Here is a 25,030-nt window from a genome sequence, read left to right on the forward strand (position 1 = left end):
CCGCCTAGGCCTTGTTTGTCTCTAGCACGCGAGGTCGTGAAACAGGTTCATTGACGAAAACGCCGGCAAGGATGCCGGCGCCGATCAAATTTTAACCAATACAGGCTGCCGCTGAACAGGGCTGGCGGGACTCAACCCGCCAGGTCGTGCTTGCTGCCGCCGCGGCAGGTGGGCGAATCCGGTGCCTGCCCCTGGGCCGCCCACTCTTCCGGGGTGTAGGTGTGCAGCGCCAGGGCATGGAACTGGCCCATGAGTTCGCCCAGGGTGCCGTAGACCTTCTGGTGGCGCTTCACCGCGTTGAGACCGGCGAAGTGCGGGCTGACCACCACCGCCTTGTAGTGGGTCTCCTGGCCGCGACTGTGCATGTGGCTTTCGTCCAGCACCTCCAGGTGCTCGGGTTGCAACAGGCCCAGGCTGGACTGGATACGTTCGCGCATGCTCATGGGGATACCTCGACTGTGAGAACCCGCATTCTAACGGGCTGGCGGCCCGCCCGGAATCGCTCCGGTCGGCCCTCAGACGACAAAGCCCGGAACGGGTCCGGGCTTCGTGGCAACGGCGGGAATCAGCGCTTGGCGGGCGGCGGCGCGTTCTCGGCACCGGCCGGCGGCTTCACGCCCAGCTCCTTGTCCATCTCGGCGAGGATGCCGTTGACCTTGGGTACCGCCTGCTCCAGCTTGGCCTGGGTCAGCTGGGCGGACTGCGCCGACAGGCGCGGCAGGGTGGCGATCATCTTCTTGCCCAGATCGGACTGGTAGAACTTGATCAGGCCTTCCAGCTCGTCTTCGGTGAAGTTGTCGGTGTACAGCTTGACCATCTCGGGCTTGATCTTTTCCCAGCCGATGGTGCTGTCCAGCGCCTGGTTGGCGCGGGCGGTGTAGCTTTCCAGCACGGCCTTCTTGGCCGGCGCCTTGGCCTGCTCGAAGTGCTGGGCGAAGAGTTGCTGGACCTGGGCATAGACCGGCGTGGTCAGCTTGTCGGCGTTGGCCAGCTTGAGAAAGCGCTCCGCGTCGGCCGCGTGGCTCTTGGCATCGGCCAGGGCGAAGCTGCTGGCGCTGGCGAGCACAACGACGGCGCCAAGCGTACGGAGGGTCTTCTTCATGGGCATCCTTCAGGAGGCTGAAAATGGACCGCGAGTGTGCCACAGAGCGGCTGAACCTGGCCTGAACTTGGCGAGGATCCGCAGCTATTTGAGAACACTTCCCATTTGGGAACCCTGGCGCTAACCTGCTGCCCAAGTTAGCTGGACCCTACCTCATCAACGGAGACCGCCATGAGCCGCACCGAAACCGATAGCATCGGCCCCATCGAAGTAGCCGACGACGTCTACTGGGGTGCCCAGACCCAGAGGTCGCTGGAAAACTTCGCCATCGGCAACCAGCAGATGCCACTGGCGGTGGTGCATGCCCTGGCGACGGTGAAGAAGGCGGCCGCGCGGGTCAATCTGCGCCTCGGCGAGTTGCCGGAAGACGTTGCCACCCTGATCGAGAAGGCCAGCAGCGAGATCCTCGACGGTTTCCATGACGACCAGTTTCCCCTGGTGGTCTGGCAGACCGGCAGCGGCACCCAGAGCAACATGAACGTCAACGAGGTCATCGCCGGGCGCAGCAACGAGCTGGCCGGCAACGGCATGGGCGGCAAGAAGCCGGTCCATCCCAATGACCACGTCAATCGCGGTCAGAGCTCCAACGACTGCTTCCCCACCGCCATGCACATCGCCACCGCCCTGGCGGTGCAGAACGACCTGCTGCCGGCCATCGCCGAGCTGTCCGGCGGCCTGGCGCTGCAATCGGCACGCTACCAGAACCTGGTCAAGACCGGCCGCACCCACATGATGGACGCCACCCCGGTGACCTTCGGCCAGGAGCTGTCGGCCTTCGTCGCCCAGCTGGATCTGGCCGAACGGGCCATCCGCAACGCCCTGCCGGCGGTCCTGGAACTGGCCCAGGGCGGCACCGCCGTGGGCACTGGCCTCAACGCGCCCAAGGGCTTCGACGAGGCCATCGCCAAGGAAATCGCCGAACTCACCGGTCTGCCCTTCGTCACCGCACCGAACAAGTTCGCCGCCCTCGCCGGCCATGAGCCGCTGGTGGCCCTGCACGGCGGCCTCAAGACCCTGGCCGTGGCCCTGATGAAGATCGCCAACGACCTGCGCCTGCTGGGTTCCGGTCCGCGCGCCGGCTTCGCCGAGGTCAAACTGCCGGCCAACGAACCGGGCAGCTCCATCATGCCGGGCAAGGTCAATCCCACCCAGTGCGAGGCCCTGTCGATGCTGGCCTGCCAGGTGATCGGCAACGACGTCACCGTGGGTTTCGCCGCGAGCCAGGGCCATCTGCAGCTCAACGTCTACAAGCCGGTGATCGCCCACAACGTGCTGGAATCCATTCGCCTGCTGGCCGATGGCTGCCGCAACTTCAACACCCATTGCGTCACCGGCATGGAGCCGGACGAGCACAAGATGGCCGAGCACCTGGAGCAGGGGCTGATGCTGGTGACTGCGCTCAATCCGCACATCGGCTACGACAAGGCCGCCGAGATCGCCAAGAAGGCCTATGCCGAGAACAAGACCCTGCGCGCCGCCGCGCTGGAGCTCGGCTACCTGACCGATGCGCAGTTCGACGAGTGGGTACGTCCGGAAACCATGCTGGAAGCCGGTGGCCGTGGCTGAGGCACGCGGCGCCACGCCGCTGGAAGGGGATGGCCGGCGCCTGCTGGTCATCCAGGGCAATCCCAAGCGCATCAGTTTCTGCCAGTCGCTGGCCGATGCCTATGTCCAGGGCGCCCAGGCCAGTGGCCAGGTGGTACGCCAGCTCAAGCTGGCCGACGCCCAGTTCGATCCGGTGCTGCGCGAGGGCTATGACCTCTCGCAGACACTAGAGCCGGATCTGCTGGAAGCCCAGCGGCAGATCCACTGGGCCGAGCACCTGGTGTTCATCTACCCGGTGTGGTGGAACGGCCTGCCGGCGGTGCTGGCGGGCTTTCTTGAGCGCGTGCTGCAACCGGGCTTCGCCTTCGCCCAGCGCGACCAGACCTGGGGCGGCGAGCCGCTGCTGACCGGCCGCAGCGCCGAGCTGCTGGTCACCTCCGACACCCCGCCCTCCCCCTGGCAGCGCCTGCGTAACCAGGCGCCCCATCGCCAGGGCATCCAGGAAGGCCTCGAGGCCTGTGGCATCCAGGTGCTGCAGGTGCACGAGTATTCGCCGGTGCGGGCGGCGGACGAGGAGCAGCGGCTGCGCTGGCTGCAGGAAGTGGAGCGGTTGGGGCGCAACGAGTAGTTGGGTTTTTTGATCGCGGCCATGGCGGTCCGCCGACGCGGCCGCTCCTACACGAGACGGATATTTCCGTAGGAGCGGTCGCATCGGCGAACCGCCACGATCGCGATTCCGCCACTGCATACCAAGGCGTAAGGCATAACCAAAGCGCCTTTTATTCTTTCTCATGCGGGTCGACCGTCGGCACTATCGATGCTCCCTTTCCCCCGCGGAGCACCGCCATGACCCGCTATCTCATCCTTCCCGGTTGGCAAGGCTCCGGCCCCGAGCATTGGCAGACCCACTGGCAACGCCGTCTGCCGGATGCCCGTCGGGTCGAACAGGACGACTGGCAGCGTCCCGATCCGCAGCGCTGGGTCGCCGCCCTCGACGCGGCTATCGCCCAGGCCAATGCGCCGGTGGTGCTGATCGCCCATAGCCTGGGGTGCGTGACCGTCGCCCGCTGGGCGGCCAGCGCCCCGGTGGCCCGCCGGCAGCGGGTGCTGGCGGCCTTGCTGGTGGCGCCGGCCGATGTCGAACGTCCGGGTTGCCCCGTGGAGCTGGTGGGTTTCGCCCCCTTGCCACGCCAGCCGTTACCCTTCCCCTCGCGGGTGGTGACCTCGGACAACGACCATGCCATCAGCCTGCCGCGGGCCGAAGCCCTGGCGCAGGCCTGGGGCAGCGAACTGGATGTCCTGCCCGGTGCCGGCCATATCAACACCCGCTCCGGGCATCGGCAGTGGGAGGAAGGCCTGCTCCACCTGGCGAAGCTGGGGTCGAGCCAGGGCCTGCGCGTCGCCTGATCCCTGCTCTTCCAGATTCAGAAGCGCCCCATCACCTGGCTCTGCCCGGGCCTGAGCCAGCCGATGTTCTGCAGCACCGACGCCATGTCGCTGCCGGGCTGCGCCGTGCCCTGCACCTGCCCGCGCCAGTTGGCCAGGCTCAGGCGCAGTTCCAGGCGATGTTGGCCGGTGCGCTCGAAGACGCCCTGCAGCCAGGGCGCCGTCTGGCAATCCACCTGCAACCGGGACTCGCCCAGGGCGAGACGCCGGGGCGCCAGGAGCTGCAGGCCATCGCCCTGCCATCCGCCACCCGCCGCCTGGCAACGTCGCCAGCTGCCTGCCAGGCGTACCTCGCCCACCAGCCGACCGGCGAGCAGCGCGCTACCCGGCGCCTGCAGCCAGCGCAGGTCACCTCCGGCGAGATCGGCCTGCCACCGCCAGGGCCAGCCGCTGAGGACCATGCCCCAGGGCGCAGCCTCGGGCTCGCCGATCCTGACCTGCAACCGGCCCGGCCAGCGCAGCTGCCATTGCCAGGGGCCGGCACCGCCGCCCGGCCAGTCGAGGCGCTGCATGCCGCCGCCCAGCAGGGAACCCTGCAGCCCCACCGGGGTGACCTGGGGCGGTAGCAGCCGCGGCAGCCAGTCCGCCGCGGGCCAATAGAGCAGGCAGCCCAGGGCGAAGATCAGCAGGACGAACAGGGTAACGACCAGGCGCGCGAGCCAGCGCATCATGGCGTCCGCCCCACCAGCACCGCCAGGACATCCAGTTCGAAGGCCACGCCCCCTGACTGGCTGCGAATCCTGAGGGTCTGCGGCAACCAGCCGCGTGCCCGCGCCCAGGCCTGCAGCCGTTCCACCGCAGCGATATCCGCCGCTTCGCCACGCAGGTGCCAGACCGGCTCGGCCAGGGTCAGGGCGCTGAAGGTCACCCCGCCTACCGCAGCGCGCCAGTCCGTCTCCTGCAGCGGCTGGGCGACCGGCAGTGCCCGGGCCTCTGCGGCGAGGCGGACCCAGTCCACCGAGGCCGGTCGGCCCCCTGGAGTGGGGCGCAGCCAGAGGATGGCGGCCAGCAACAGAATGACCAGGCCGCCAAGGGCCAGTCGCTGGCGTTCAGTGGGCAGCCGCTGCCAGCGCTGCAAAAGGGTGCTCATGGTCGCTTCTCCGTCGGGACCGCCAGGCGCAGGGTCAGGCGTCCGGCCTGCCGTTGCCACTGCAGGGTAGCGAATTCCTCGCCGAGTCGGCTGCGCAAGGTCTTGTCCAGACTGGCGGGGCCTTCCAGCACCAGCTGGATGCCCTGCTCATCGAGCGACCATTCCACCAGACGCAGCCCTGGTGCGCTGGTCAGGGCGGCGCCAAGGGGCTCCCTGAGGCGCTGCCAGAGGCGCCACTGGCCCTCCAGCTGCCGCCGGGTACGGCTGGCCAACTGGAGTTCGCGTTCGGCGCGGCCGGCCTCGAGACGGTCGCTGGCCAGACCCAGCCGTTGGGCGACATAGGCCCGGTCGAGCTGGGCCAGTCGCCACTGCTGGACCTGTTGCAGGCCCAGGTGCAGGATCGCCAGCACCGCGGCCGCGGCCATGCCCAGCACCAGTGGACGCGGCAGGCCCAGCGCGGGTCGGCTGCGACGCTGGCCCTGGCGCGGCCAGAGATCCAGGGGCGCGAGACCTGCGGCGGGCCGGGGCCAGAGCGGATCGCGGGAGGCCTCGGGCCCGGCTTCGAGCAGCGCGGCCAGGGCGGGCGACAGACTGGCTTCGAGGGCGTGCGGCCAGGTCAGCCAGACCTCGTGGCCTTCGATCCGGGTCTTGAATCTCAGGCCTTCGCCCAGGCGCATTCCGATCCCGCTCTCGGCGGTGGGCTCGGGCAGCAGCTGGAAGTCGACCCAGCAGGCCGCCACCGTCCAGCCGCAGGCGGCGCAGTGCTCCCGCCAGGCCTCCAGCAGCGCCCGATCCAGTGCCAGCAGGCGCAGCCGACCCGGGGTGCGCCCCAGACAGACCAGGTGCTGGTCACTGGCGTCCGCCAGCAGCTGGTCCTCCAGCAGCAGGCCCCATTCGTGCGGACGCAGCCCCTTGGGCGCGGCGACATCGAACAGGCTGCAGTCTTCGCCATGCAGCAGCAGGGTCACCGGCTGGGCGGACGCGGGCAGCGCTGCCGCGGCTTGCAGCTGGCCGTCCTGAAGGCGCGCGGCCACCAGCGGATTGTCCGGGCCCGGCGGACCGGGTCGCCGCGTACGCAGGAGCAGCCGCGTGGAGCTGTGGGCGGGGCTGAGGTCGCGGCGCAGCAGGGGCAGCAGGCGCCCGAGCGGGAGGGAGGCGAGCATGGGGTCAACCTGTCTGAGGCAGGGCGAAGGTGCAGACATAGCCGGCACCCTGCAGGGTAAAGGTCAGCCGTACCCCGTTGGCGGGTTCGGCCGGGGGCGGATAGGCGAGCCAGCGGCCGCCGCCGTGGAATTCCAGCTGCAGGCGCTCGACGCCGGGCTGATCGAACACCGGTTGCCACACCGGGGCCTCCACCGCATCCAGCTCGGCACTGCGCCAGAGGCGTAGCCGTTCCTGGGCGGCATCCCATTCCAGGCGCTGGCGACGCAGGCGACCGGCGCCCTGCCCCGCACTCAGCGGCAGGCTGTCCAGGGCGACCCAGTCCAGGCGGTGCTCGGCGGGGCGCCACTCCAGCAGGGCGTTGTGCAGCGGCAGCCGGTGCTCCTGCAGCGGGCGCAGGACCAGACCACCCAGGCGCCGCTCCAGCAGGCCGCAGAGGTCCAGCACCCGGGCGTTGGTCGATTCCCGCGCGGCCAGGCGACCGCGGGCGTCGAGCCAGAGATTGACCAGACTGCCGAGCAAGACGGCGAGCAGCGCCGTGAGGGCGATGGCCAGCAGCACCTCGATCAGGGTCATGCCCGCCTGGTTTCTCATGGCTGGACTCCGGCCTGGATCGGCCAGTCGCCCAGGCTTCGACTGAGCGCGGCATCGGCATAGAGCGTCAGCCGCCCGCCGAGGGGGCCGCTTGCGCCCTCCAGGCGCCAGTAGCAGCGTTCGCCACCCTGGTTCAACTCGCCCTGGCCGGTGGCCAGGCCCTCCACCCGCGCCCGGGCGGTGAGTTCACGGGCGCACAGCTGGGCCAGCTCGCGGGACTGGGCGACCCCGGCGATGTCCAGTCGCTGGCCGATCACCTGGCTGACGCCCACCGCCATGAAGGCGACGATGGCCAGGGCCACCAGCACCTCCAGCAGGGTGAAACCGGTCTGCTTCATGGCCGTTCCACCGAGGCGCGGCCGCGCCCGTCGACCACCAGCAGCCACTGCCGCTCGTCTTCGGCAAAGGCCAGGCGCTGGCCCTGGGTATCGCCATTCGGCCACCAGATCAGCCGCGGCTGGGCACTCACCGGTTCGGCCAGTTGCAGACCACTCGGCCAGCGCCCGTCCGGCAGATCGGCACTGGCCAGGGGTTGCCAGCGTGGCCCGCGGGTGTCGGCCACCAGTTGCAGATAGCGAAAGCCGGAGGCGTCGGCCTGCCAGCCGAGGATGCGGCCGCTGCGGCGGGCGGTGTCCCGCGCCAGCTGGAAGTCGCCCGCCAGACTTTCCAGGCGCCACTGCCCGGCCGGACTGCCGCCGCCCAGGCGCGCCACGCCTACCGCGGTGAGCAGGCCGACGATCAGCAGCACGACCATCAGCTCCAGCAGGGTGAAACCGCCCTGGCGCCTTGGCATGGTGACTCAGAGGGTCCAGTTGCCGATGTCGGCGTCGCTGCCCTCGCCGCCTTCGCGGCCGTCGGCGCCGAGGCTGTAGAGATCCACCCGGCCATGTTCGCCAGGGATGCGATAGCGATAGGCGGCGCCCCAGGGGTCTTCCGGCAGGCGGCGGATATAGCCGTCGGCGCGGTAGTTGCGCGGCTCGGGGGCCTGGGTCGGCTTGCTCACCAGGGCGGCCAGGCCCTGCTCGGCGGTGGGATAGCGCAGGTTGTCCAGGCGGTACATGTCCAGCGCCTGCTCCAGGCTGGCGAGATCGGCGCGGGCCTTCTGCTGCATGGCCTTGTCCTGGTTGTCCAGCACATTGGGCGCGACGATGGCCACCAGCAGGCCGATGATGAAGATCACCACCATGATCTCGATGAGGGTGAAGCCGGCCTGGCGGGCGGGTACGGCATGAGAGCGCATCGCGAAAGTCTCCTTGGGGTGCATCAGAGGTTAAGCGCCTGGTTGAGCTGCATGATGGGCAGCAGGATGGCGAGGACGATGGCCAGCACCACGCCGCCGAGGATGAGGATCAGCACCGGTTCGAACAGCGCCAGGGCCAGGTCCACCTGCTGGTTGAAATCCCGCTCCTGAGCATCCGCAACCCGCTCCAGCATGGCGTCGAGGGTGCCGCTGGCCTCGCCGCTGGCGACCATGTTCACCAGCAGCGGCGGAAACACCGCGGTGCGATCCAGCGCCCGGCCGAGGCCGGTACCGGCGGTGACCTGCTCGATGGCGGCGTCCAGGGCGTCACCCAGGACCTGGTTGCCCAGGGTGGCACGACTGACCTGCAGGCCTTCGAGCACCGGGATGCCGCTGCCGACCAGGATCGCCAGGCTGCGGGTCAGGCGGGCGCTGTCGAGGGTGCGCAGCAACTCGCCCAGGCGCGGCAGGCGCAACAGCTGGCGATGCCAGCGTCGCCGCCACAGGACCTGGCGCAGCAGGCGCTGCAGACCGACACCGGCCAGCACCAGCAGACCCAGCAACCAGGGCCCAAAGACCAGCAGGCCATCGCTGACGGCCACCAGGGCGCGGGTGATCCAGGGCAATTGCAGGCCACTGTGGATGAATTGCTCGGTGAGCTTGGGCACCACGAAGGTCATCAGGCCGGCCACCACGGCGATGGAGACCAGGGCCAGCGCCAGGGGATAGATGAGCGCGGTACGCGCCTTGTGGCGCTGGCGCTGCACCCGTTCGAGATAGTCGGCCAGGCGTTCCAGCACCGGGCCCAGGCGCCCGGCCCGCTCCCCGGCGGCCACCAGGGTCAGGTACAGCGGATCGAAGGTGCCGGGATGGCGACCCAGGCTGTCGGCCAGGGTGTAGCCCTCGCGCACCTGGCCCAGCAGATCCAGCAGCAAGGCCTTGAGCGCCGCCTGGCGACTCTGGCGCTCGAGCATCTGCAGGGCCTCGGCCAGGGGAATGGCAGCGCCCACCAGGGTCGCCAGCTGGCGGGTGAAATCGGTGCGACTGTTGGCGTCCAGCCGTCCGCCGCGACCGCGCGCGCCGCGCACCGGACCGCTCGCCTGCACCTCGCGGGGAAAGAGGCCGCGCTCGCGCAGCAGCTGGCGGGCGTGGCGCTCGCTTTCGGCCTGGATGACATCGCGCTGGCGACGCCCGTCGCCGTCCAGCGCCAGGTAGCGGTAGGCCGGCATCAGCGCAGCGCTCCGCCGAGGGCGTTACTGGTGCACCGCACGCAGCACCTCCGCCAGGCTGGTCTCGCCCGCCGCCAGGCGCGCCAGGGCGCCCTCGGCCAGGGTCGCGCGGCGGCCTTCCAGCAGTCGCGCCATCTCGCCTTCACCGGCGCCGCGATAGATGAGTTCGGCCAGTTCGGCGTCCAGGGCGACGAATTCATAGAGCCCCAGGCGACCGCGATAGCCACTGCCGTTGCACGCCGCGCAGCCCTGGGGTTCGCGCAGCCGTTCGAGGCCGGCCAACCCCGGCAGGAGCGCCTGCTCGGCCGGGCGCAGCGGACGCCAGGCGGCGCAGCCACAGAGCCGCCGCACCAGCCGCTGGGCCAGCACCCCCTTGAGGCTGGAGGCCAGCAGGAAGGGCTCAACGCCCATGTCGCGCAGCCGGGTGATGGCGCCCAGGGCGCTGTTGGTGTGCAGGGTGGAGAGCACCAGGTGACCGGTGAGACTGGCCTGCACAGCGATGCCGGCAGTCTCCACGTCGCGGATCTCGCCGATCATGATGACGTCCGGATCCTGGCGCAGGATGGCCCTCAGGCCGCTGGCGAAGGTCAGGCCGGCGCGCGGGTTGACCGGGGTCTGGCCGATGCCGGGCAAGGCGTATTCCACCGGGTCTTCCACGGTGAGGATGCTGCGGCTGCCCTCGTTGAGCAGGCCCAGGCTGGCATAGAGGGTGGTGGTCTTGCCCGAGCCGGTCGGCCCGGTGACCAGCAGGATGCCGTTGGGCTGGGCCAGGGCACCACGCAGGCCAGTGTCTATGGCCGGCGGCAGGCCGAGGCGCGGCAGCTCCAGCAGGCTGGCCTGCTTGTCGAGGATGCGCATCACCACCCGCTCGCCGTGGACGCCGGGCAGGGTCGAGACGCGGATGTCGACGTCCCGGCCGCTGGCCCTCAGGGTGATGCGGCCATCCTGGGGCTGGCGCTTCTCGGCGATGTCCAGCCGCGCCATGACCTTGATCCGCGACACCAGCATGGCCGACAGGGCCCGCGGCGGGCGCAGCAATTCGCGCAGCACCCCATCCACCCGCACCCGCACCACCAGCGCCTGCTCGAAGGTCTCCACGTGCAGGTCGGAGGCGTCCAGGCGCAGGGCCTCGGCGAACAGGGCGTTGATCAGGCGGATCACCGGCGCCTCGCCAGCGCTGTCGAGCAGGTCCTCGACCCGCGGCAGCTCTTCCATCAGCCCGGCCAGGTCGACGGTCTCGCCCAGGCCTTCCACCAGGGCTTCGCTGGTGGCCTGGCCGGCTTCGTAGAGCGGTCCCAGGCGCTGTTCGAAGACCTCGCGGGGCAGCCAGTCACAGCCCAGGGGGGGACCATGGCGACGCTGTACTTCCTGCAGCAGGGCCAGGTCGGCATCCGTACGGCACAGCAGCCGATAGCCGTCGGGCGCGGCGGCCAGGGCGATACCGGCCTGGCGCGCCAGGCGATAAGGCAGCGTCGGTGTCATCAGAGGCCGTCCAGGCGCGCCCGCGCCGAGGGATAGAGACTCTGCAGGGTGGGCGCGCCGCGACTGCCCGGCGGGGTGGCCGGCAAGGCAGCGGCCGAGGCGGCGGCGCGCATGCCGCGATACTTGTCCTCGCTGATCTGCTGCACCAGCGCCGGATCACGCAGGATGCGCGGACGGATGAACACCACCAGATTCTGCTTGGTGCTGGAGCGGGTACGCGACTTGAACAGATTGCCCAGCACCGGCACGTCGCCCAGCAGCGGCACCCGCTGGTCGCTGTCGTTGCCCTCGTTGCTGATCAGGCCGCCGAGGACGATGAGGCCGTTGTCCTCGACCATCACCGTGGTCTTGATCTCACGCTTGTTGGTGACCACGTCGCTGGCGCGCACGTTGTCGGCCAGCGACGAGACCTCCTGGACGATCTCCATGCGCACGGTGTCGCCTTCGTTGATCTGCGGCTTGAGGCGCAGCTTGACCCCCACCTCGCGGCGCTCGATGGTCTGGTAGGGATTGGCGTTGTTGCTGGTGACCGAACCGGTGACGAAGGGCACCTCCTGGCCGACCATGATCGAGGCCTCGGCGTTGTCCAGAGTCAGCAGCGTCGGCGTCGACAGCAGGTTGAAACCGCTCTCGCCGCGCATGGCCTGCAGCAGGGTGACGAAATTCAAACCGCTGCCACCGATGCGCCCGACCCCGGCGGAGATGCCCTGCATGCCCGACAGCAGACTGCCCAGGGCGGTGGTGTCCTGGTTGGCCGCGGCGGCGGCGATGCCGTTGATGGGCGTGCCGTTGGTGAAGTTGACGCTGCCCGCCGGCAGGTTGCCGTTGCGGTCGAGAAACAGCCATTGGACACCCAGCTGGTTGGCCTTGGTGTCGGTGATCTCGGCGATGATGGCCTCCACCACGACCTGGGCGCGGCGGATATCCAGCTGGCTGATGATGCGCTTGTAGCCGGCGAGCTCCCGTGGCGGACCGATCAGCACGATGGAGTTGGTCCCCAGGTCCGCTTCCAGACGAATACCGGGCGCCCCCGGCGCCAGCGTCCCGCCGCTCTTGGGCAGCGGGGCTTCCCCTTCCGCCCCACCCTCCACAGGGGTGGTATTACCAGCAGCAGGCGCCACGGGAATCTCCACCCGTGCCTCCTGGGTGACCTCGCCGCTCAGGCCGCGCAGCACCTTGACCACCTCGCCGGCCTTGGCGTGGTGCAGATAGACCACCTCGGTGTCGCTGGCGGCATCGCGGGAGACGTCCAGTTCGGCCACCAGCCGGCGCACCTGGCGGCGCACGGCCTCGTCGCCGCGCACCATGAGGGCATTGCTGCGGGCGTCCGCCAGCACCTGGACACCACCACCGGCCTGGCCGCGACTGGCCAGCAGCCGCTCCACCAGCGGCGCGGTGTCGCGCGCCTGGGCATGGCGCAGGGTGATCATCTCCACCGGCTCGTCGCGGCCGCGGTCCAGCCGCGTCAGCAGCTGACCGATGCGACTGAGGTTGCTGCGCCAGTCAGTCACCACCAGCAGGTTGCTGGCCGGATAGGGCGTGGCCACCCCGACCCGAGCGTCCATCAGCGGACGGACGATGCCCAGCAGCTGTTCGAGATTGCCACCGCGCACGGCGAACACCCGGGTCGCCACGGTATCGCCGGCCCCGGCCTTGGCCGGGGCGCCGTCATCCAGCTCCACCGGCAGCGGTTCGGTGCGCGCCGCCTGATCGGGCAGGATCTTCACGCTGCCGTCGTCCAGCTCCACCGCGGCGTAGCCGTTGGCGCGCAACTGGGCCAGGGCCAGGGCATAGACATCGTCGGCGGCCAGGGGCTGGGCGCTGCGCACCGTCAGGGTGCCGCGCACCCGGGGGTCGATGACGAAGTTGGTGCCAGTGATGCGCCCGACGCTTTCGATGAACAGATCGATCTCGGTGTTCTCGAAGTTGACCTCGAAGCGTTGTTCGGCCTGGGCGCCGAGCAGCCAGAAGGCGAGGAGCAGGCCGCAATAGCTGCGTTTCTTCACAGGGACAGTCTCACGGGTAGGGCCAGGGCACGCCCCTGACGTTCCAGTTCCAGGGTCAGGGCGCCGGTGGCGCGCCAGTGCGGCAGGCGTTGCAGGAGCGCCCGGGTATCGGCCACGGGGACGGCGTCCACCCGGCGCAGGACGTCGCCGGGCTCCAGGCCCAGGCCACTGAAGAAGGCCGGCTCGGCGCCGGGTTGCAGGCGGTAGCCGGTCAGCTCACCATGCTCGCGCACCGGGGTGGCGCGAATGCGCCTGAGCAGGCTGGCCAGGTCACCCTCCTCCGCGCTCGGCAGGGGCGCGGCCTTGACCGGTGCCGGCTTGGCCGTACCGCTGGCGGCGAGCCCGACGAGTTCGCGCGGCGCCGGCCAGGGCAACCGCTCTTCGCGATCGCCGCGGGTAAAGACCAGGCCCTGGGCGTCGATGGCGGTCAGCACCAGACCGGGCGCCAGGCTGTCGCCCAGCACCAGGGACAGCTGGCGATCGCCGTGGCGCAGCACCACCACCGACCCGTCGATGGGCACCGCCTTGATCGCCCCGACCCACTGGATCGGCAGGCTGCTGGGTGCGGCCTGGCTGGTGGCGCGCCAATGGCCGGCGAGCAGATCGGCCGCCGGTGCCGTCTCGACCTGGGCGCTGGGCGCGGGCGTCGGCAGCCACAGCAGGCGCAGGTCGCAGACCACCCGGGCCGCCAGCCAGGCGGCGATGCCCAGCCACAGCAGGGTCAGCAGCCGCAGCGCCAGGGGATGGATGAGCAGGCGCGCCATCAGGCCAGAGACTCCAGACGGCGGCGCAAGGCAGCCAGCGGATGCCAGCCCGGATGGCCTTCGACGAACTCCAGGCGTGGCGGCGCCAGGGGTGCCAAGCCCCAGTCGGCGGGCCGGGCGCGCAGATAGGCTTCGAGGCGCTGCCACAGCGCCTCGCCGGTGCCGAGTTCACGCCCCAGGGCAAAGGTGCGACAGGTAAAGGAGGCGCCCAGGGGTGCCTGCAGCGGTCCGATGCGCTGGCCGCGCGGCGCGCCGTAGCGGCAGGTCCACTGAACGCCCAGCAGCCGCGGCAGATCCTGGCTGTTGTCCAGCAGCAGGGGTTCGCCGAAGCGGTTGTCGGCGGCCTCTTCCAGAAGCGTGCGCAGGCCGTCCGCCGAGGTGGGCAGATCCAGCACCGTGGCCTCGTGGCCGCCACAGAGGGCGATCAGGTGCTCGCGGGTGATCCAGTCGCCCCGCCGCAGGGGCAGGTCATATCTCAGCCCGGGCAGCAGCACCGGCTGCGCATCGCCACCGCCCAGGGCCGCGGCGATCAGGGCGTCCCAGCTGCCGCCGAGCAGGTCGCGGCGCCAGAGGTCCACCGGCGCCCGTGCCAGGCGCTGGTCGAGCCAGCCGGCATGGGGCGCCCGGGCCTGCGCCAGTTGCCGCTGATAATGTTCCAGCAGGGCTCGATCCGAGACGCGCTCGGCCTGCACCGGATGGAAGACGGCGTCCAGGCGCCAGCCGTCGCGACCGCCCCGGCAGCGGATCTCGAAGATACCGACGCCGCGGCAGCCCGGCAGGCACACCGGCAGCGGACGCCCGCTGCCGCGCATCACCGGGATCAGTTCCGGCCAGAGATCCTGGCCGCGGGCGCAGAGCAGCAGGTCCGCTTCCTCCAGCCGCTCGGCCAGCCACAGGCCCGGCCCGCTGCCGACATCGGCCAGCACCACCAGCAGATCGGCCTTGCCCCGGGCTTCGGCCAGCACCGGACGCAGCCGGGCATACCAGTCGGCCAGCGGCGCCTGCTGGTCGCTGGCATAGGGATCGGTCACTCCGACCAGGGCGATGCGCACCCCGTCGCGCTCGATCAGGGCGAAGGGGGCGACGCCCAGGGTGGTGCGCTGTTCTTCGGTAAGGGTGGCGCCCAGCACCGGGCGACCATAACGGCGATAGAGGGCGGCGCTGCGCTCGGGCCAGAGCAGGCGTTCGTCGCTGCTGACGCGGACCTCGCTGCCCAGCAACTGGCTGCCCTCGACCCCGGCCTCGCCGCGGGTCAGCTGGGTCAGGCCGCTGCCGTTCCAGCACTGGCCGTTTTCCAGGGTCAGGCTACGGATCGCGCCCTGGCGGGTGCGCAACTGGGTCAGCTGGCAGGCCAGGGCGGCATAGCCACCATAGCGCTGGCCGTCGCCACGCCCGGCATCCAGCAGCGGTGCCAGCGCGGGAGCGAGACGGGCCGCGTCGGCGCCGGTACGCCAGGGCGCGGCGCCGATACGCCCGGCCGGCCCGAGCCGCACCCGCGGCACCACTGGCCAGCCGGGTTCGCGGGCATCCAGGGTATCGGCGACATAGAGCAGCTGCAGATCGGTATCCGCCGGACCGGCGGAAAAGCCCCGGGCACAGCCACCCAGCAGGGGTGCCGTGGCGCCCGCCGCGAGCCAGCCCAAGACCTGGCGTCGTGCCCAGTTGCCCATCCGATGTCTGCCTTGCGCGCTTAAATGAGGGCGGCATCCTAGGCGGCGAAAAGCTACAAATTCATGACAAAACAGCAGGTTACAAACTGTTACAGCTCAACCGCCGGGAAATGACCGGCTGTAACCTTTCAGTCACCAGACCATCACAGAGGCTTCCTAAAGTCGCCGGCTCCCGTGATCAACCAAGGAAGCTTTGCGCATGAGCACTTTCACGAGCGACGACCGTAACCGCAACGAAAGCGGCAACGAGCCGCTGGACGCCGTCGTCGACCGTTACCTGTCGCGCCGCAGCGTCATGAAGGGCGGTCTGGGTGCCGCCATCGCCATGATCGCCGGCGGTGGTCTGACCGCCTGCTTCGACGGCGGTGGCGGCTCGCACGACGATCCGGCCCCCAGCCAGCCGGCCCCGGCGCCGCAGCTCAAGCTTGGCTTCGAATCCATCCGCGGCGCCCGACTCGACGCCATCGTCCTGGCCTCTGGCTACAGCGCCCGCACCCTGGCGCCCTGGGGCACCCCGCTGAACAACCTGGCCAACGCCTGGCGCAGCGACGGCAGCAACACCTCCACCGACCAGGCCAATGCGGCCGGCATGCACCACGACGGCATGCACTTCTTCCCGCTGAACAATTCCAGCAGCGACGGCCTGCTGGCCATCAACTACGAATACATCGACCAGAAGGTGCTGCACCCCAACGGCCCGACCACCACCAACGGCAAGCGTCCCGCCGAGGAAGTGCGCAAGGAGATCAACGCCCATGGCGCGGCGGTGATCCGCATCCGCAAGGTCAACGGCATCTGGCAGGTGGTCACCAACGACGCGCTGAATCGCCGCTTCACCAGCGCCACGCCCATGGAAATCGCCGGTCCGCTGCGCGGCAACGCCAATCTGGTCACCCCCTACTCCCCCGATGGCACCCGCACCCGCGGCACCAACAACAACTGCGGCAACGGCTTCACCCCCTGGGGCACCTACCTCACCTGCGAGGAGAACTGGCCGGGCATCTTCGTCAACAAGGGCACCCTGCCGGTCGACCAGAAGCGCATCGGCATCACCAACAAGAGCAACTACGGCTGGGAGACGCCGGCGGGTGACGCCAGCGAGGTGGACAACGAATTCCGCCGCTTCGACCTGACCCCCACCGGCGCCAGCGCGACCCAGGACTTCCGCAACGAAGCCAGCGGCTACGGCTACATCGTCGAGATCGACCCCTACAACAGCGCCGCGCCGGCCACCAAGCGCACCGCCATGGGTCGCTTCCGCCACGAGGGCTCGGCCTACGGCATCCCGGTCGCCGGCCAGCCGCTGGCGTTCTACATGGGCGACGACTCGCGCAACGAATACATCTACAAATTCGTTTCCGCCGCTGCCTGGGATCCGGCCGACGCCAATTCGGCCAATCGCCTGGCCATCGGCGCCAAGTACCTGGACAACGGCACCCTCTACGTCGCCCGCTTCGATGACGGCGGCAACGGCAAGTGGCTGCCGCTGACGGTCAATGCGCCGACCAAGGATGGCCGTACCCTGGGCGCCCTCTACGGCGACCTGGCCGGCATCATCCTCAACACCCGCGGCGCCGCCGACGCCGTGGGCGCGACCCCGATGGACCGCCCGGAGTGGACCACGGTCAACCCCTTCACCGGCGAGGTCTACGTCACCCTCACCAACAACTCGGCACGCACCTCGGCCAATGCCGCCAACCCGCGGGTACCCAACGTCAACGGCCACATCGTGCGCTGGAAGGACAACAGCAACCAGACCGACTTCACCTGGGACATCTTCGTCTTCGGCTCGGACGCCGGCGCGGCCCCCGACATCAACCGCTCGGGCCTGACCGAACTCAACCAGTTCGCCAGCCCCGACGGCCTGGCCTTCGACAGCCGCGGCATCCTCTGGATCGAGACCGACAACAGCGACAACGCCGTGGCCGAGTACACCAACGACCAGTTGCTGGCGGTCATCCCGGCCCAGGTGGTGGATGGCAGCGGCAAGCAGGTCGCCATTTCCGCCACCAACCAGACCGCGCTGCGCCGCTTCCTGGTCGGTCCCAATGGCTGCGAAATCACCGGCATCACCTGGACCCCGGACCTGACGACCATGTTCATCAACGTCCAGCACCCGGATAACTGGCCGTTCAGCGAAGTCGCCACCGACGCCACCCCGGCCGGCACCAAGGTGCGTCCCCGCGCCTCCACCGTGGTGATCCAGAAGCTCGACGGCGGCCCCATCGGCGTCTGATCGCGTCGGCGAGAGCCCGGCTCCCCCGGTTGGCGACGACCGCGGGAGCCTTTTGCTTTCCGGCGGATTCGAAATCCGTCCCGTCACATGGAGAACCGCGCAGCGTTTTCCACGCTATGGCTCTGGCATTGATAAAGCGGCTCGCCTGCTCCGACAGCCCCCTCTCCCTCTGGGAGAGGGTTGGGGTGAGGGCATGCCCCGCGCATCGGAGCCACCTGTGGAAAAGGCTGCGCCGTTTTCCACGCTACGGCTCTGGCTTTGATGGAGCGAATCGCCTGCTCCGACAACCCCCTCTCCCCCTGGGAGAGGGTTGGGGTGAGGGCATGCCCCGGGCAACGAATCACCTGTGGAAAAGGCTGCGCCGTTTTCCACGCTACGGCCCGGACCGCAAGGCTACTGCAACACCTCCGCGCCACCCGGCCCCGGTACCCACAGCGTGGTGTCCCGTGTCGCCAGCCAGCGCACCCGTTGCGCCGGCACTGCGGCAGCCCAGCGACTCACGCCCTGGGCCGCCAGCTGCCGCACCTGGCGAAAGACCTGGCCGTCGCGACTCACCTCGACCCCGAGCAGGAAGTCGCCGCTGTTGAGGATCAGCCGCTGGGTCAGCAGGCTGAAGGTCTCCTCCCCCACCCCCGGCAGCGCTTCGCGCAGGCTCTCGACCGTGGCATAGCCCTGGGCGGGCCGCGCGGTGATCAGCAGTTGCAGCGTCTCGCGCGGCACCTCATCGAGAAACAGCGCCTCCAGCAGCGCCAGCTGACCCAGCCCCAGGGCATTGGCATTGAGGCGCCAGCCGGAGGTTTCCGGCAGGGCACAGAGTTCACGCAGGTGCAGATGCCGACCAGGGCGCGCCGGCTCCAGCCGATCCAGTTCGCCGATCTCGGCCAGCGGCAGATTGGGCACCAGCAGCGGCGGCGCCAGCCGCAGGGCCTCGGCACTCTCCAGACCGAATTCACGGGTCTCGCCGTCGGCATCGACCCAGTCGGCGAGGCGCTCGGCAAAGGCCGCAGCCGTCAGTCCGGGCTCGCCCAGGCCGCCCGGACGCTGCGCCAGCAGCTGCTTCAGCTGCCGCAACGCCAGGTCCCGCTCCGGGCCGGCCAGGGCGTTGACGTTGAAGCAGCCGTGCAGATCGCGCAGCTGGGCACGGACCTGGGCCCCCTCCACCTCATAGGCCAGCACCTCCCCCCTCAGGCTCTGCCAGAACTCGGGACGCTGGCGGGCCCCGGCCTGTATCAGGCCCTGGGTGACCACCTGCTCGGCGCCCGCCGCCAGTGCCCGCGCCAGCGTCTCGTGCTCCAGCAACCGCGCCCGCTGCAGTTCGGCCCGCCCTTCGGCCAGCAGCACCGGCAACAAGGCTGCCACCAAGGCCAGCGCCCAAAGCGCCATGAGCAGGGCCACGCCCCTTTGTCGCCGCACCCGCATTCCTCCAGGCAAAAGCGGCATTGGAACCGACCCAGGTTGCAGAATCGTGGCAGTGACGCGGATACCCAACACCAGGCCCCAACAAAAAACCCGCCACTAGGGCGGGTTTCCTCACCAGCAGGGCCGCCTCACAGCTTGGCGATGGACACCTCGGTGGATTTGACGAAGGCGATCACCTCGCTGCCCACCTGGAGTTCCAGCTCCTTGACCGAGCGGGTGGTGATGACGGAGGTGACGATGCCGGCGGCGGTCTGGACGTCGATCTCGGAGAGCACCGAGCCCTCGATGATTTCCTTGATGGTGCCCTTGAACTGGTTGCGAACGTTGATGGCCTTGATGGTCATGGCAGAACTCCTCGGATGAACGATCAGTAGGCCCAGCGCAGTTGCGTGGGCAGGGGTTGCACGATTTCGGGTAGATCGGGGTTGAGCGGCTGCTGCAGCACCCGGGCCAGTACCTCGGCTTCCAGGCGGGCCAGCTGGGCATCGCCGGCGGCCCGGGGGCGCGCCAGATTGACGTCGAGATCCAGGCCGACATGGCCGTCTTCGATGAGCACCACGCGGTCGGCCAGGGCAACCGCCTCGCCCACGTCGTGGGTCACCAGCAGCACGGTGAAGCCGTGGCGCTGCCAGAGGCCCTCGATGAGTTGCTGCATCTCGATGCGGGTCAGGGCATCCAGGGCGCCCAGCGGCTCGTCGAGCAGCAGCAGGCGCGGCTGGTGGATCAGGGCGCGGGCCAGGGCCACGCGCTGCTTCTGGCCGCCGGACAGCGCCGAGGGCCATTCCTGGGCGCGATCGGCCAGGCCGACCGCCTCCAGGGCTTCCAGCGCCTTGGGCTTCCAGTCGCCCTTGAGGCCCAGGCCGACGTTGTCGATGATGCGTTTCCAGGGCAGCAGGCGCGCGTCCTGGAACATCAGCCGGGTGTCTTCGCGGTGCGCTGCCAGGGGTTCGTCCTGCCCCAGCAGGGTGCCGCCACTGGCGCGGTCGAGTCCGGCCACCAGGCGCAGCAGGGTGCTCTTGCCGCAGCCACTGCGGCCCACCACGGCGACGAACTGACCGGCCGGGATCTCCAGATCGATCCCATGGAGCACGGTGCGCTCGCCAAAGGTCTTGACCACCTGTTGCAGCTTTAGGGCGATGCCCCGTGCCAGCGGCGGAACGGCTTGCAGACTGGTCATGCGTGGGCTCCCTTCTGATAGGCCGGGTGCCAGCGCAGCCAGGCGCGTTCCAGGCCGCGGGCGGCGAGATCCGCCAGCTTGCCGAGGACGGCATAGAGCAGGATGGCCAGCACCACGATGTCGGTTTGCAGGAATTCCCGGGCGTTCATCGCCAGGTAGCCGATACCGGAGCTGGCGGAAATGGTCTCGGCGACGATCAGCGTCAGCCACATCAGGCCGAGGGCGAAACGCACCCCCACCAGGATGGCCGGCAAGGCGCCCGGCAGTACCACGTGCCAGAACAGCCGCGCCCCGGAGAGGCCGTAGCTGCGGGCCATCTCCACCAGCGCCGGATCGACGTTGCGGATGCCGTGGTAGGTGTTGAGGTAGATGGGGAAGAACACCCCCAGGGCCACCAGGAACAACTTGGCCGATTCGTCGATGCCGAACCAGAGGATCACCAGCGGGATCAGCGCCAGGTGCGGCACGTTGCGCACCATCTGCAGGGTGCTGTCGAGCAGGCGCTCGCCCCATTTCGACAGCCCGGTGATGAAGCCCAGCGCCAGGCCGATGCTGCCACCGATGGCGAAGCCGATACCGGCACGCCAGCCGCTGATGGCCAGGTGTTGCCAGAGCTCACCGCTCTTGACCAGGCTCCAGCCCGCTTCCAGCACCGCCGCCGGTGACGGCAGGATGCGGCTGGACAGCAGGCCGCTGCTCACCGACAGCTGCCAGGCGACGATCAGGGCCACCGGCACCACCCAGGGCGCCAGGCGCTGGAGTTGACGTTCGGTCGTACTGCTCATGCCCGCCCCCTCAGCTCTGCGCCGCTTTCTGCGGCAGGATGTCGTTGGCCACCATCTCGCCGAAGGGACTCACGTAGTTGGCGCCCTCCACCTGGGTCGGCCGCTTGACCGGCAGGTGCGGGAACAGCAGTTCGGCCACCCGGTAGGATTCTTCCAGGTGCGGATAGCCGGAGAAGATGAAGGTATCGATGCCCAGGGCGGCGTATTCCTTGACCCGCGCGGCCACGGTGGGACCGTCGCCGACCAGCGCGGTCCCGGCACCGCCCCGCACCAGGCCGACCCCGGCCCAGAGGTTGGGGGCGATCTCCAGGTTGTCGCGGCGGCCCCCGTGCAGCGCGGCCATGCGCTGCTGGCCGACCGAGTCGAAGCGAGCGAAGGCGGCCTGGGCCTTTTCGATGGTGGCATCGTCCAGGTTGGCGATGAGCCGGTCAGCGGCCTTCCAGGCCTCTTCGTTGGTCTCGCGGACGATCACGTGCAGGCGGATGCCGAAGCGCACCGTGCGGCCCTGGGCGGCGGCCTTGGCCCTGACCGCCTCGATCTTCTCGCGCACCGCGTCCAGGGGTTCGCCCCAGGTCAGGTACAGCTCCACCTGCTCGGCGGCCAGGTCCTGGGCGGCATCGGAAGAGCCGCCGAAGTACAGCGGCGGGCGCGGTTGCTGCAGCGGCGGATAGAGCAGCTTGGCGCCCTTCACCTGGATGTGCTTGCCGTCGTAGTCCACCGTCTCGCCCTCCAGCACGCGACGCCAGATGCGGGTGAACTCCACCGAGGCTTCGTATCTTTCGCTGTGGGACAGGTGCAGGCCGTCACCGGCCAGCTCGTCGGGATCGCCGCCGGTGACCAGGTTGAACAGCGCCCGGCCGCCGGAGAGGCGATCCAGGGTGGCCGCCTGCCGCGCTGCCACGGTGGGCGAGATGATCCCCGGGCGCAGGGCTACGAGGAACTTGAGTTTCTGGGTGACCGGGATCAGCGAGGCGGCCACCAGCCAGGAATCCTCGCAACTGCGACCGGTTGGGATCAGCACCCCGCCGAAACCCAGGCGATCGGCGGCCTGGGCGACCTGGGTCAGGTAGCCGTGGTCGACGGCGCGGGCGCCTTCGGCGGTACCCAGGTAGTGGCCATCGCCGTGGGTCGGCAGGAACCAGAAGATATCGAGACTCATGGGGACTTTCTCCAGCAGGCGAATTCAGGGTTTGGCGGCAGCGGTCTGCAGACTGGCGGGCGGGGTCCACACCACGTCGCGGATGACCAGCGGCTTGGGAATCAACTTGAGGGCGGTGAAGGCGTCGGCGATCTTCTGCTGCTGCGCCGCCACCTCGGGACTGATGAAGCGGGCGCCATAGCCCTGGCGCTTGACCACCCGTTCGGCGGTGTCCAGCGGCAGGTTCAGCAGCGGCGCCACCTGGGCGGCGACCTGGTCGGGGTGGGCCTTGGCCCACTCGCCCACCGAGCGCACCTCGTCGACGATGGCGCCGACCTGCTCGGGATGGGCCTTGGCGAAGCTGCGGGTGGCCAGATAGAACTGGTGGTTGTCGGCGAGGCCGGTGGCATCGGTCAGGGTGCGCGCCTGCAACTGGGTCTCGGCGGCGGCCTGATAGGGATCCCAGATCACCCAGGCATCCACCGCGCCGCGCTCGAAGGCGGCGCGGGCATCGGCGGGCGGCAGGTAGACGGGCTGGATGTCCTGGTAGGGGATGCCGGCCTTGGCCAGCGCCTGCACCAGCAGGTAGTGGACGTTGGAACCCTTGTTCAGGGCGATCTTCTTGCCCCTGAGATCGGCCAGCGACTGGATGGCCGAATCCTTGGGCACCAGGATGGCTTCGCTGGTGGGCGCCGGCGGCTCGTGGGCCACATAGACCAGATCGGCCCCGGCGGCCTGGGCGAACACCGGCGGGGTCTCCCCGGTCACGCCGAAATCGATGCTGCCGACGTTGAGGCCTTCCAGCAGCTGCGGGCCGCCGGGGAATTCGGTCCACTGCACCTTGACGCCGTCCTTGGCCAGGCGCTGCTCCAGGGTGCCGCGGGCCTTGAGAGTGATCAGGGTGCCGTACTTCTGGTAGCCGATGCGCACCGTCTCTTCCGCCTGGGCCAGGCCGGCGGCCAGGGTCAGCAGGGAAACGGCGAGCAGCGAACGGGTGAAGGAGAACTGCATGACTAACGCTCCTGGTCAGATGCCCCAGCGCGCCTGACCGATGCGATCGGCCAGCAGCTCGGGGGTCAGGGGTTGGGGACGCCGCACCAGGGCCGCGTGGAATTGTTCGAGGGATTCGTGCAGGCGCTGCTCCAGCGCCGGGGTCAGGGCGACGCCGGTCTCGGTGTAGCTGACCTGGCTGTCGTCGGCGAAGACGCCATTGAGGATTTCCTGAGCCTTGAGCGCCGAGAGCACCGGCTTCAGCGCGTAGTCGATGGCCAGCAGGTGGCCGCTGGAACCGGCGGTGGCCAGGGGCAGCACCACCTTATGGGTCAGGGCGCGTTCGGGCAGCAGGTCCAGCAGGGTCTTGAGGGCGCCGGCCAGGGAGGCCTTGTACACCGGGGTGGCGATCACCAGGCCATCGGCGGCCTGCAACTGGGCGATCAGTTCCACTACTGGCGGACTGTCGAAACGGGCACCGATGAGGTCGGCGGCGGGAAAGTCCTGGATACGCCAGCGCGACAATTCCACGCCGCGCGCCTGCAGCCAGTTCGCTGCCAGATCCAGCACGCCGGTGGAGCGCGACCGCGCTCCCGGACTGCCCGCCAAAGTCACCACCTGCATCGCCGCCTCCAGGATAAAAAGGAGCGGTGTCGCGCCGCTCGAAAAGGAATGAGCGGACCTTAGCAAGGGGTGCTTATTCCCTAAAAATATCCTTTAGGCACTTGGTTATAACCAGAAAACAAAAACCCCGGCCGGAGCCGGGGTTTTCTTGTCACCGCAGGTGTCAGCGATTGGGCTGCGGGGTCAGGCGCAGATAGGGCTTCACCGCGGTGTAGCCCTTGGGGAAACGGCGCTTGAGTTCTTCTTCGTCCTTGAGCGACGGCACGATGACCACGTCATCGCCATCCTTCCAGTTGCCCGGGGTCGCCACCTTGTGATTGTCGGTGAGCTGCAGGGAATCAATCACCCGCAGGATCTCGTCGAAATTGCGTCCGGTGCTGGCCGGATAGGTGATCGACAGCCGCACCTTCTTTTGCGGATCGATGACGAACAGCGAGCGCACCGTGAGGGTGTCGTTGGCATTGGGGTGGATCATGTCGTAGAGGGTCGAGACACTGCGATCGGCGTCGGCCAGGATCGGAAAGCCCACGGCGGTCGCCTGGGTTTCCTCGATGTCCTTGATCCAGCCCTGGTGCGATTCCAGGCCGTCCACCGAGAGGGCGATCACCTTGACGTCGCGCTTGGCGAATTCGTCCTTGAGCTTGGCGGTGAGGCCCAGTTCGGTGGTGCAGACCGGGGTGAAGTCGGCCGGATGGGAGAAGAGCACGCCCCAGCTGTCGCCCAGCCACTCGTGGAAGCGGATGCGACCCAGGCTGGAATCCTGTTCGAAATCGGGGGCGATGTCGCCCAGACGGATGGTCATTGGCAGTTCTCCTGATGCAGGTAGGGATAGCGGCACTATGCCGCCCACCAGAGCGGGCGGGAAAGATCGGATCACGCTGTGGTTATAACGCGAAAGACGACCCGTCCAGGGCCATCGTCCGGCGGCTACGCCCTGTGCTGCGTGATGCCCCTCACAATTTCGTCGCGCTTTTTCCACCCAGGCGCAGCGGCCGCTAGGGTGCTACACCTAAGGAAGATCGACGGACCACCATTTGGCCGAGCGGGGCAACCCGCAGCGCTCGCCATGGTCTGTTGGCAAGACGAGGAGGAGATTCTCATGTTAGGCAAACGTAATGACGACCCCGGTGCCAGCACCCATTTCCGTAGCGAGCGCGTCAGCGTGGTCAACGGTCAGTTCTTCTTCACCACCCGCGAGGGCACCCTGGAAGGCCCCTTCTTCAGCCGCGAAGAAGCCCTCAACCAGATCGATCGCTATGTCGAGAGGTTGCAAACCTCTCAGGGCCTGATGCGCCAATCCGTCAGCAACGTCTGACCGCCTGCGCTCGATCC

The 25,030-nt window shown here is 69.1% G+C and carries 27 protein-coding genes; 5 read left to right on the forward strand and 22 right to left on the reverse strand.

Annotation, left to right across the window (positions count from 1 at the left end; translation table 11 throughout):
- Positions 1 to 131 precede the first annotated feature (131 nt).
- Together PSK12I2_RS0110755 and PSK12I2_RS0110760 are read right to left on the reverse strand one after the other, a co-directional pair.
- Positions 132 to 443, reverse strand: a complete 312-nt coding sequence (locus PSK12I2_RS0110755) for a BolA family transcriptional regulator (protein ID WP_007162358.1) — start codon at positions 441 to 443, stop codon at positions 132 to 134.
- Positions 444 to 565: 122 nt separating this feature from the next.
- Complete coding sequence (locus PSK12I2_RS0110760; protein ID WP_037006907.1) at positions 566 to 1,102, reverse strand: DUF2059 domain-containing protein; 537 nt, start codon at positions 1,100 to 1,102, stop codon at positions 566 to 568.
- 171 nt (positions 1,103 to 1,273) lie between these two features.
- On the opposite strand from PSK12I2_RS0110760, the gene PSK12I2_RS0110765 reads away from it, so the two are divergent.
- The 3 genes from PSK12I2_RS0110765 (at position 1,274) to PSK12I2_RS0110775 (ending at position 4,054) form a co-directional block, all read left to right on the forward strand.
- Complete coding sequence (locus PSK12I2_RS0110765; RefSeq protein ID WP_007162356.1) at positions 1,274 to 2,668, forward strand: class II fumarate hydratase; 1,395 nt, start codon at positions 1,274 to 1,276, stop codon at positions 2,666 to 2,668.
- Positions 2,655 to 3,275: an NAD(P)H-dependent oxidoreductase gene (locus PSK12I2_RS0110770; RefSeq protein WP_027598392.1), complete on the forward strand. Its 621-nt coding sequence runs from the start codon at positions 2,655 to 2,657 to the stop codon at positions 3,273 to 3,275. Before PSK12I2_RS0110765 ends, PSK12I2_RS0110770 begins: the two co-directional genes overlap by 14 nt.
- Before the next feature lie 218 nt (positions 3,276 to 3,493).
- Complete coding sequence (locus PSK12I2_RS0110775; protein WP_027598393.1) at positions 3,494 to 4,054, forward strand: alpha/beta hydrolase; 561 nt, start codon at positions 3,494 to 3,496, stop codon at positions 4,052 to 4,054.
- A gap of 17 nt (positions 4,055 to 4,071) precedes the next feature.
- On the opposite strand, the gene PSK12I2_RS0110780 is transcribed toward PSK12I2_RS0110775, so the two are convergent.
- Genes PSK12I2_RS0110780 through PSK12I2_RS0110835 form a run of 12 tightly spaced genes read right to left on the reverse strand, consistent with a single transcriptional unit; the run spans position 4,072 to position 15,329 of the window.
- A complete protein-coding gene (locus PSK12I2_RS0110780) occupies positions 4,072 to 4,764 on the reverse strand; it encodes a hypothetical protein (protein WP_027598394.1) in 693 nt (230 codons plus the stop codon).
- Positions 4,761 to 5,183 carry a hypothetical protein gene (locus PSK12I2_RS0110785; protein ID WP_027598395.1) on the reverse strand — a complete coding sequence of 141 codons (423 nt, stop codon included), beginning with the start codon at positions 5,181 to 5,183 and terminating at the stop codon, positions 4,761 to 4,763. Before PSK12I2_RS0110785 ends, PSK12I2_RS0110780 begins: the two co-directional genes overlap by 4 nt.
- Positions 5,180 to 6,346 carry a type II secretion system protein GspL gene (gene gspL / locus PSK12I2_RS0110790; protein ID WP_027598396.1) on the reverse strand — a complete coding sequence of 389 codons (1,167 nt, stop codon included), beginning with the start codon at positions 6,344 to 6,346 and terminating at the stop codon, positions 5,180 to 5,182. Before gspL ends, PSK12I2_RS0110785 begins: the two co-directional genes overlap by 4 nt.
- Before the next feature lie 4 nt (positions 6,347 to 6,350).
- The gene (locus tag PSK12I2_RS0110795) at positions 6,351 to 6,938 is read right to left on the reverse strand and encodes a prepilin-type N-terminal cleavage/methylation domain-containing protein (protein WP_027598397.1); all 588 of its coding nucleotides are present in this window, start codon (positions 6,936 to 6,938) and stop codon (positions 6,351 to 6,353) included.
- Positions 6,935 to 7,276: a prepilin-type N-terminal cleavage/methylation domain-containing protein gene (locus PSK12I2_RS0110800; RefSeq protein WP_027598398.1), complete on the reverse strand. Its 342-nt coding sequence runs from the start codon at positions 7,274 to 7,276 to the stop codon at positions 6,935 to 6,937. The genes PSK12I2_RS0110795 and PSK12I2_RS0110800 overlap by 4 nt, the downstream gene beginning before the upstream one ends.
- Complete coding sequence (locus PSK12I2_RS0110805; RefSeq protein WP_027598399.1) at positions 7,273 to 7,731, reverse strand: GspH/FimT family pseudopilin; 459 nt, start codon at positions 7,729 to 7,731, stop codon at positions 7,273 to 7,275. Before PSK12I2_RS0110805 ends, PSK12I2_RS0110800 begins: the two co-directional genes overlap by 4 nt.
- 6 nt (positions 7,732 to 7,737) lie before the next feature.
- Complete coding sequence (gene gspG / locus PSK12I2_RS0110810; RefSeq protein WP_007162347.1) at positions 7,738 to 8,178, reverse strand: type II secretion system major pseudopilin GspG; 441 nt, start codon at positions 8,176 to 8,178, stop codon at positions 7,738 to 7,740.
- 23 nt (positions 8,179 to 8,201) lie between these two features.
- Entirely contained in the window at positions 8,202 to 9,407 is a 1,206-nt protein-coding gene (gene gspF, locus PSK12I2_RS0110815) for a type II secretion system inner membrane protein GspF (RefSeq protein WP_027598400.1), read from the reverse strand.
- A gap of 24 nt (positions 9,408 to 9,431) precedes the next feature.
- Positions 9,432 to 10,889 (reverse strand): GspE/PulE family protein, encoded by a 1,458-nt coding sequence (locus PSK12I2_RS0110820; protein ID WP_027598401.1) that lies wholly within the window; start codon positions 10,887 to 10,889, stop codon positions 9,432 to 9,434.
- A complete protein-coding gene (gene gspD / locus PSK12I2_RS0110825; protein WP_027598402.1) occupies positions 10,889 to 12,895 on the reverse strand; it encodes a type II secretion system secretin GspD in 2,007 nt (668 codons plus the stop codon). The genes PSK12I2_RS0110820 and gspD overlap by 1 nt, the downstream gene beginning before the upstream one ends.
- Positions 12,892 to 13,659 (reverse strand): hypothetical protein, encoded by a 768-nt coding sequence (locus PSK12I2_RS25065; RefSeq protein WP_051398717.1) that lies wholly within the window; start codon positions 13,657 to 13,659, stop codon positions 12,892 to 12,894. The genes gspD and PSK12I2_RS25065 overlap by 4 nt, the downstream gene beginning before the upstream one ends.
- A complete protein-coding gene (locus tag PSK12I2_RS0110835; protein WP_027598403.1) occupies positions 13,659 to 15,329 on the reverse strand; it encodes a hypothetical protein in 1,671 nt (556 codons plus the stop codon). The genes PSK12I2_RS25065 and PSK12I2_RS0110835 overlap by 1 nt, the downstream gene beginning before the upstream one ends.
- A gap of 199 nt (positions 15,330 to 15,528) precedes the next feature.
- On the opposite strand from PSK12I2_RS0110835, the gene PSK12I2_RS0110840 reads away from it, so the two are divergent.
- A complete protein-coding gene (locus PSK12I2_RS0110840; protein ID WP_007162340.1) occupies positions 15,529 to 17,565 on the forward strand; it encodes a PhoX family phosphatase in 2,037 nt (678 codons plus the stop codon).
- A gap of 393 nt (positions 17,566 to 17,958) precedes the next feature.
- On the opposite strand, the gene gspK is transcribed toward PSK12I2_RS0110840, so the two are convergent.
- The 8 genes from gspK to PSK12I2_RS0110880 all read right to left on the reverse strand — a co-directional run bounded on the left by gspK (position 17,959) and on the right by PSK12I2_RS0110880 (position 24,500).
- Positions 17,959 to 18,978, reverse strand: a complete 1,020-nt coding sequence (gene gspK, locus PSK12I2_RS0110845) for a type II secretion system minor pseudopilin GspK (RefSeq protein WP_244898804.1) — start codon at positions 18,976 to 18,978, stop codon at positions 17,959 to 17,961.
- Positions 18,979 to 19,112: 134 nt separating this feature from the next.
- On the reverse strand, positions 19,113 to 19,328 hold the full coding sequence (locus tag PSK12I2_RS0110850) for a molybdopterin-binding protein (protein WP_007163030.1): 216 nt from the start codon (positions 19,326 to 19,328) through the stop codon (positions 19,113 to 19,115).
- Positions 19,329 to 19,351: 23 nt separating this feature from the next.
- Positions 19,352 to 20,161 carry an aliphatic sulfonates ABC transporter ATP-binding protein gene (ssuB, locus tag PSK12I2_RS0110855; protein ID WP_027598405.1) on the reverse strand — a complete coding sequence of 270 codons (810 nt, stop codon included), beginning with the start codon at positions 20,159 to 20,161 and terminating at the stop codon, positions 19,352 to 19,354.
- On the reverse strand, positions 20,158 to 20,946 hold the full coding sequence (gene ssuC, locus PSK12I2_RS0110860) for an aliphatic sulfonate ABC transporter permease SsuC (protein WP_017639828.1): 789 nt from the start codon (positions 20,944 to 20,946) through the stop codon (positions 20,158 to 20,160). Before ssuC ends, ssuB begins: the two co-directional genes overlap by 4 nt.
- A 10-nt stretch (positions 20,947 to 20,956) precedes the next feature.
- Positions 20,957 to 22,105, reverse strand: coding sequence for an FMNH2-dependent alkanesulfonate monooxygenase (ssuD, locus tag PSK12I2_RS0110865; protein WP_027598406.1), 1,149 nt, complete (start codon positions 22,103 to 22,105; stop codon positions 20,957 to 20,959).
- A 24-nt stretch (positions 22,106 to 22,129) separates the two neighbouring features.
- A complete protein-coding gene (locus PSK12I2_RS0110870; protein ID WP_027598407.1) occupies positions 22,130 to 23,095 on the reverse strand; it encodes a sulfonate ABC transporter substrate-binding protein in 966 nt (321 codons plus the stop codon).
- Positions 23,096 to 23,110: 15 nt separating this feature from the next.
- Complete coding sequence (gene ssuE / locus PSK12I2_RS0110875) at positions 23,111 to 23,698, reverse strand: NADPH-dependent FMN reductase (RefSeq protein WP_027598408.1); 588 nt, start codon at positions 23,696 to 23,698, stop codon at positions 23,111 to 23,113.
- Between the two features lie 163 nt (positions 23,699 to 23,861).
- A complete protein-coding gene (locus tag PSK12I2_RS0110880; RefSeq protein WP_027598409.1) occupies positions 23,862 to 24,500 on the reverse strand; it encodes a peroxiredoxin in 639 nt (212 codons plus the stop codon).
- 297 nt (positions 24,501 to 24,797) lie between these two features.
- Here PSK12I2_RS0110880 and PSK12I2_RS0110885 point away from each other — a divergent pair, with 297 nt between their 5' ends.
- Positions 24,798 to 25,013: a DUF6316 family protein gene (locus PSK12I2_RS0110885; RefSeq protein WP_007163023.1), complete on the forward strand. Its 216-nt coding sequence runs from the start codon at positions 24,798 to 24,800 to the stop codon at positions 25,011 to 25,013.
- Positions 25,014 to 25,030 lie beyond the last annotated feature (17 nt).

It is taken from the genome of Pseudomonas sp. MOIL14HWK12:I2, assembly GCF_000510745.1.
GTDB classification, from domain to species: Bacteria; Pseudomonadota; Gammaproteobacteria; order Pseudomonadales; family Pseudomonadaceae; genus Chryseomonas; species Chryseomonas oryzihabitans.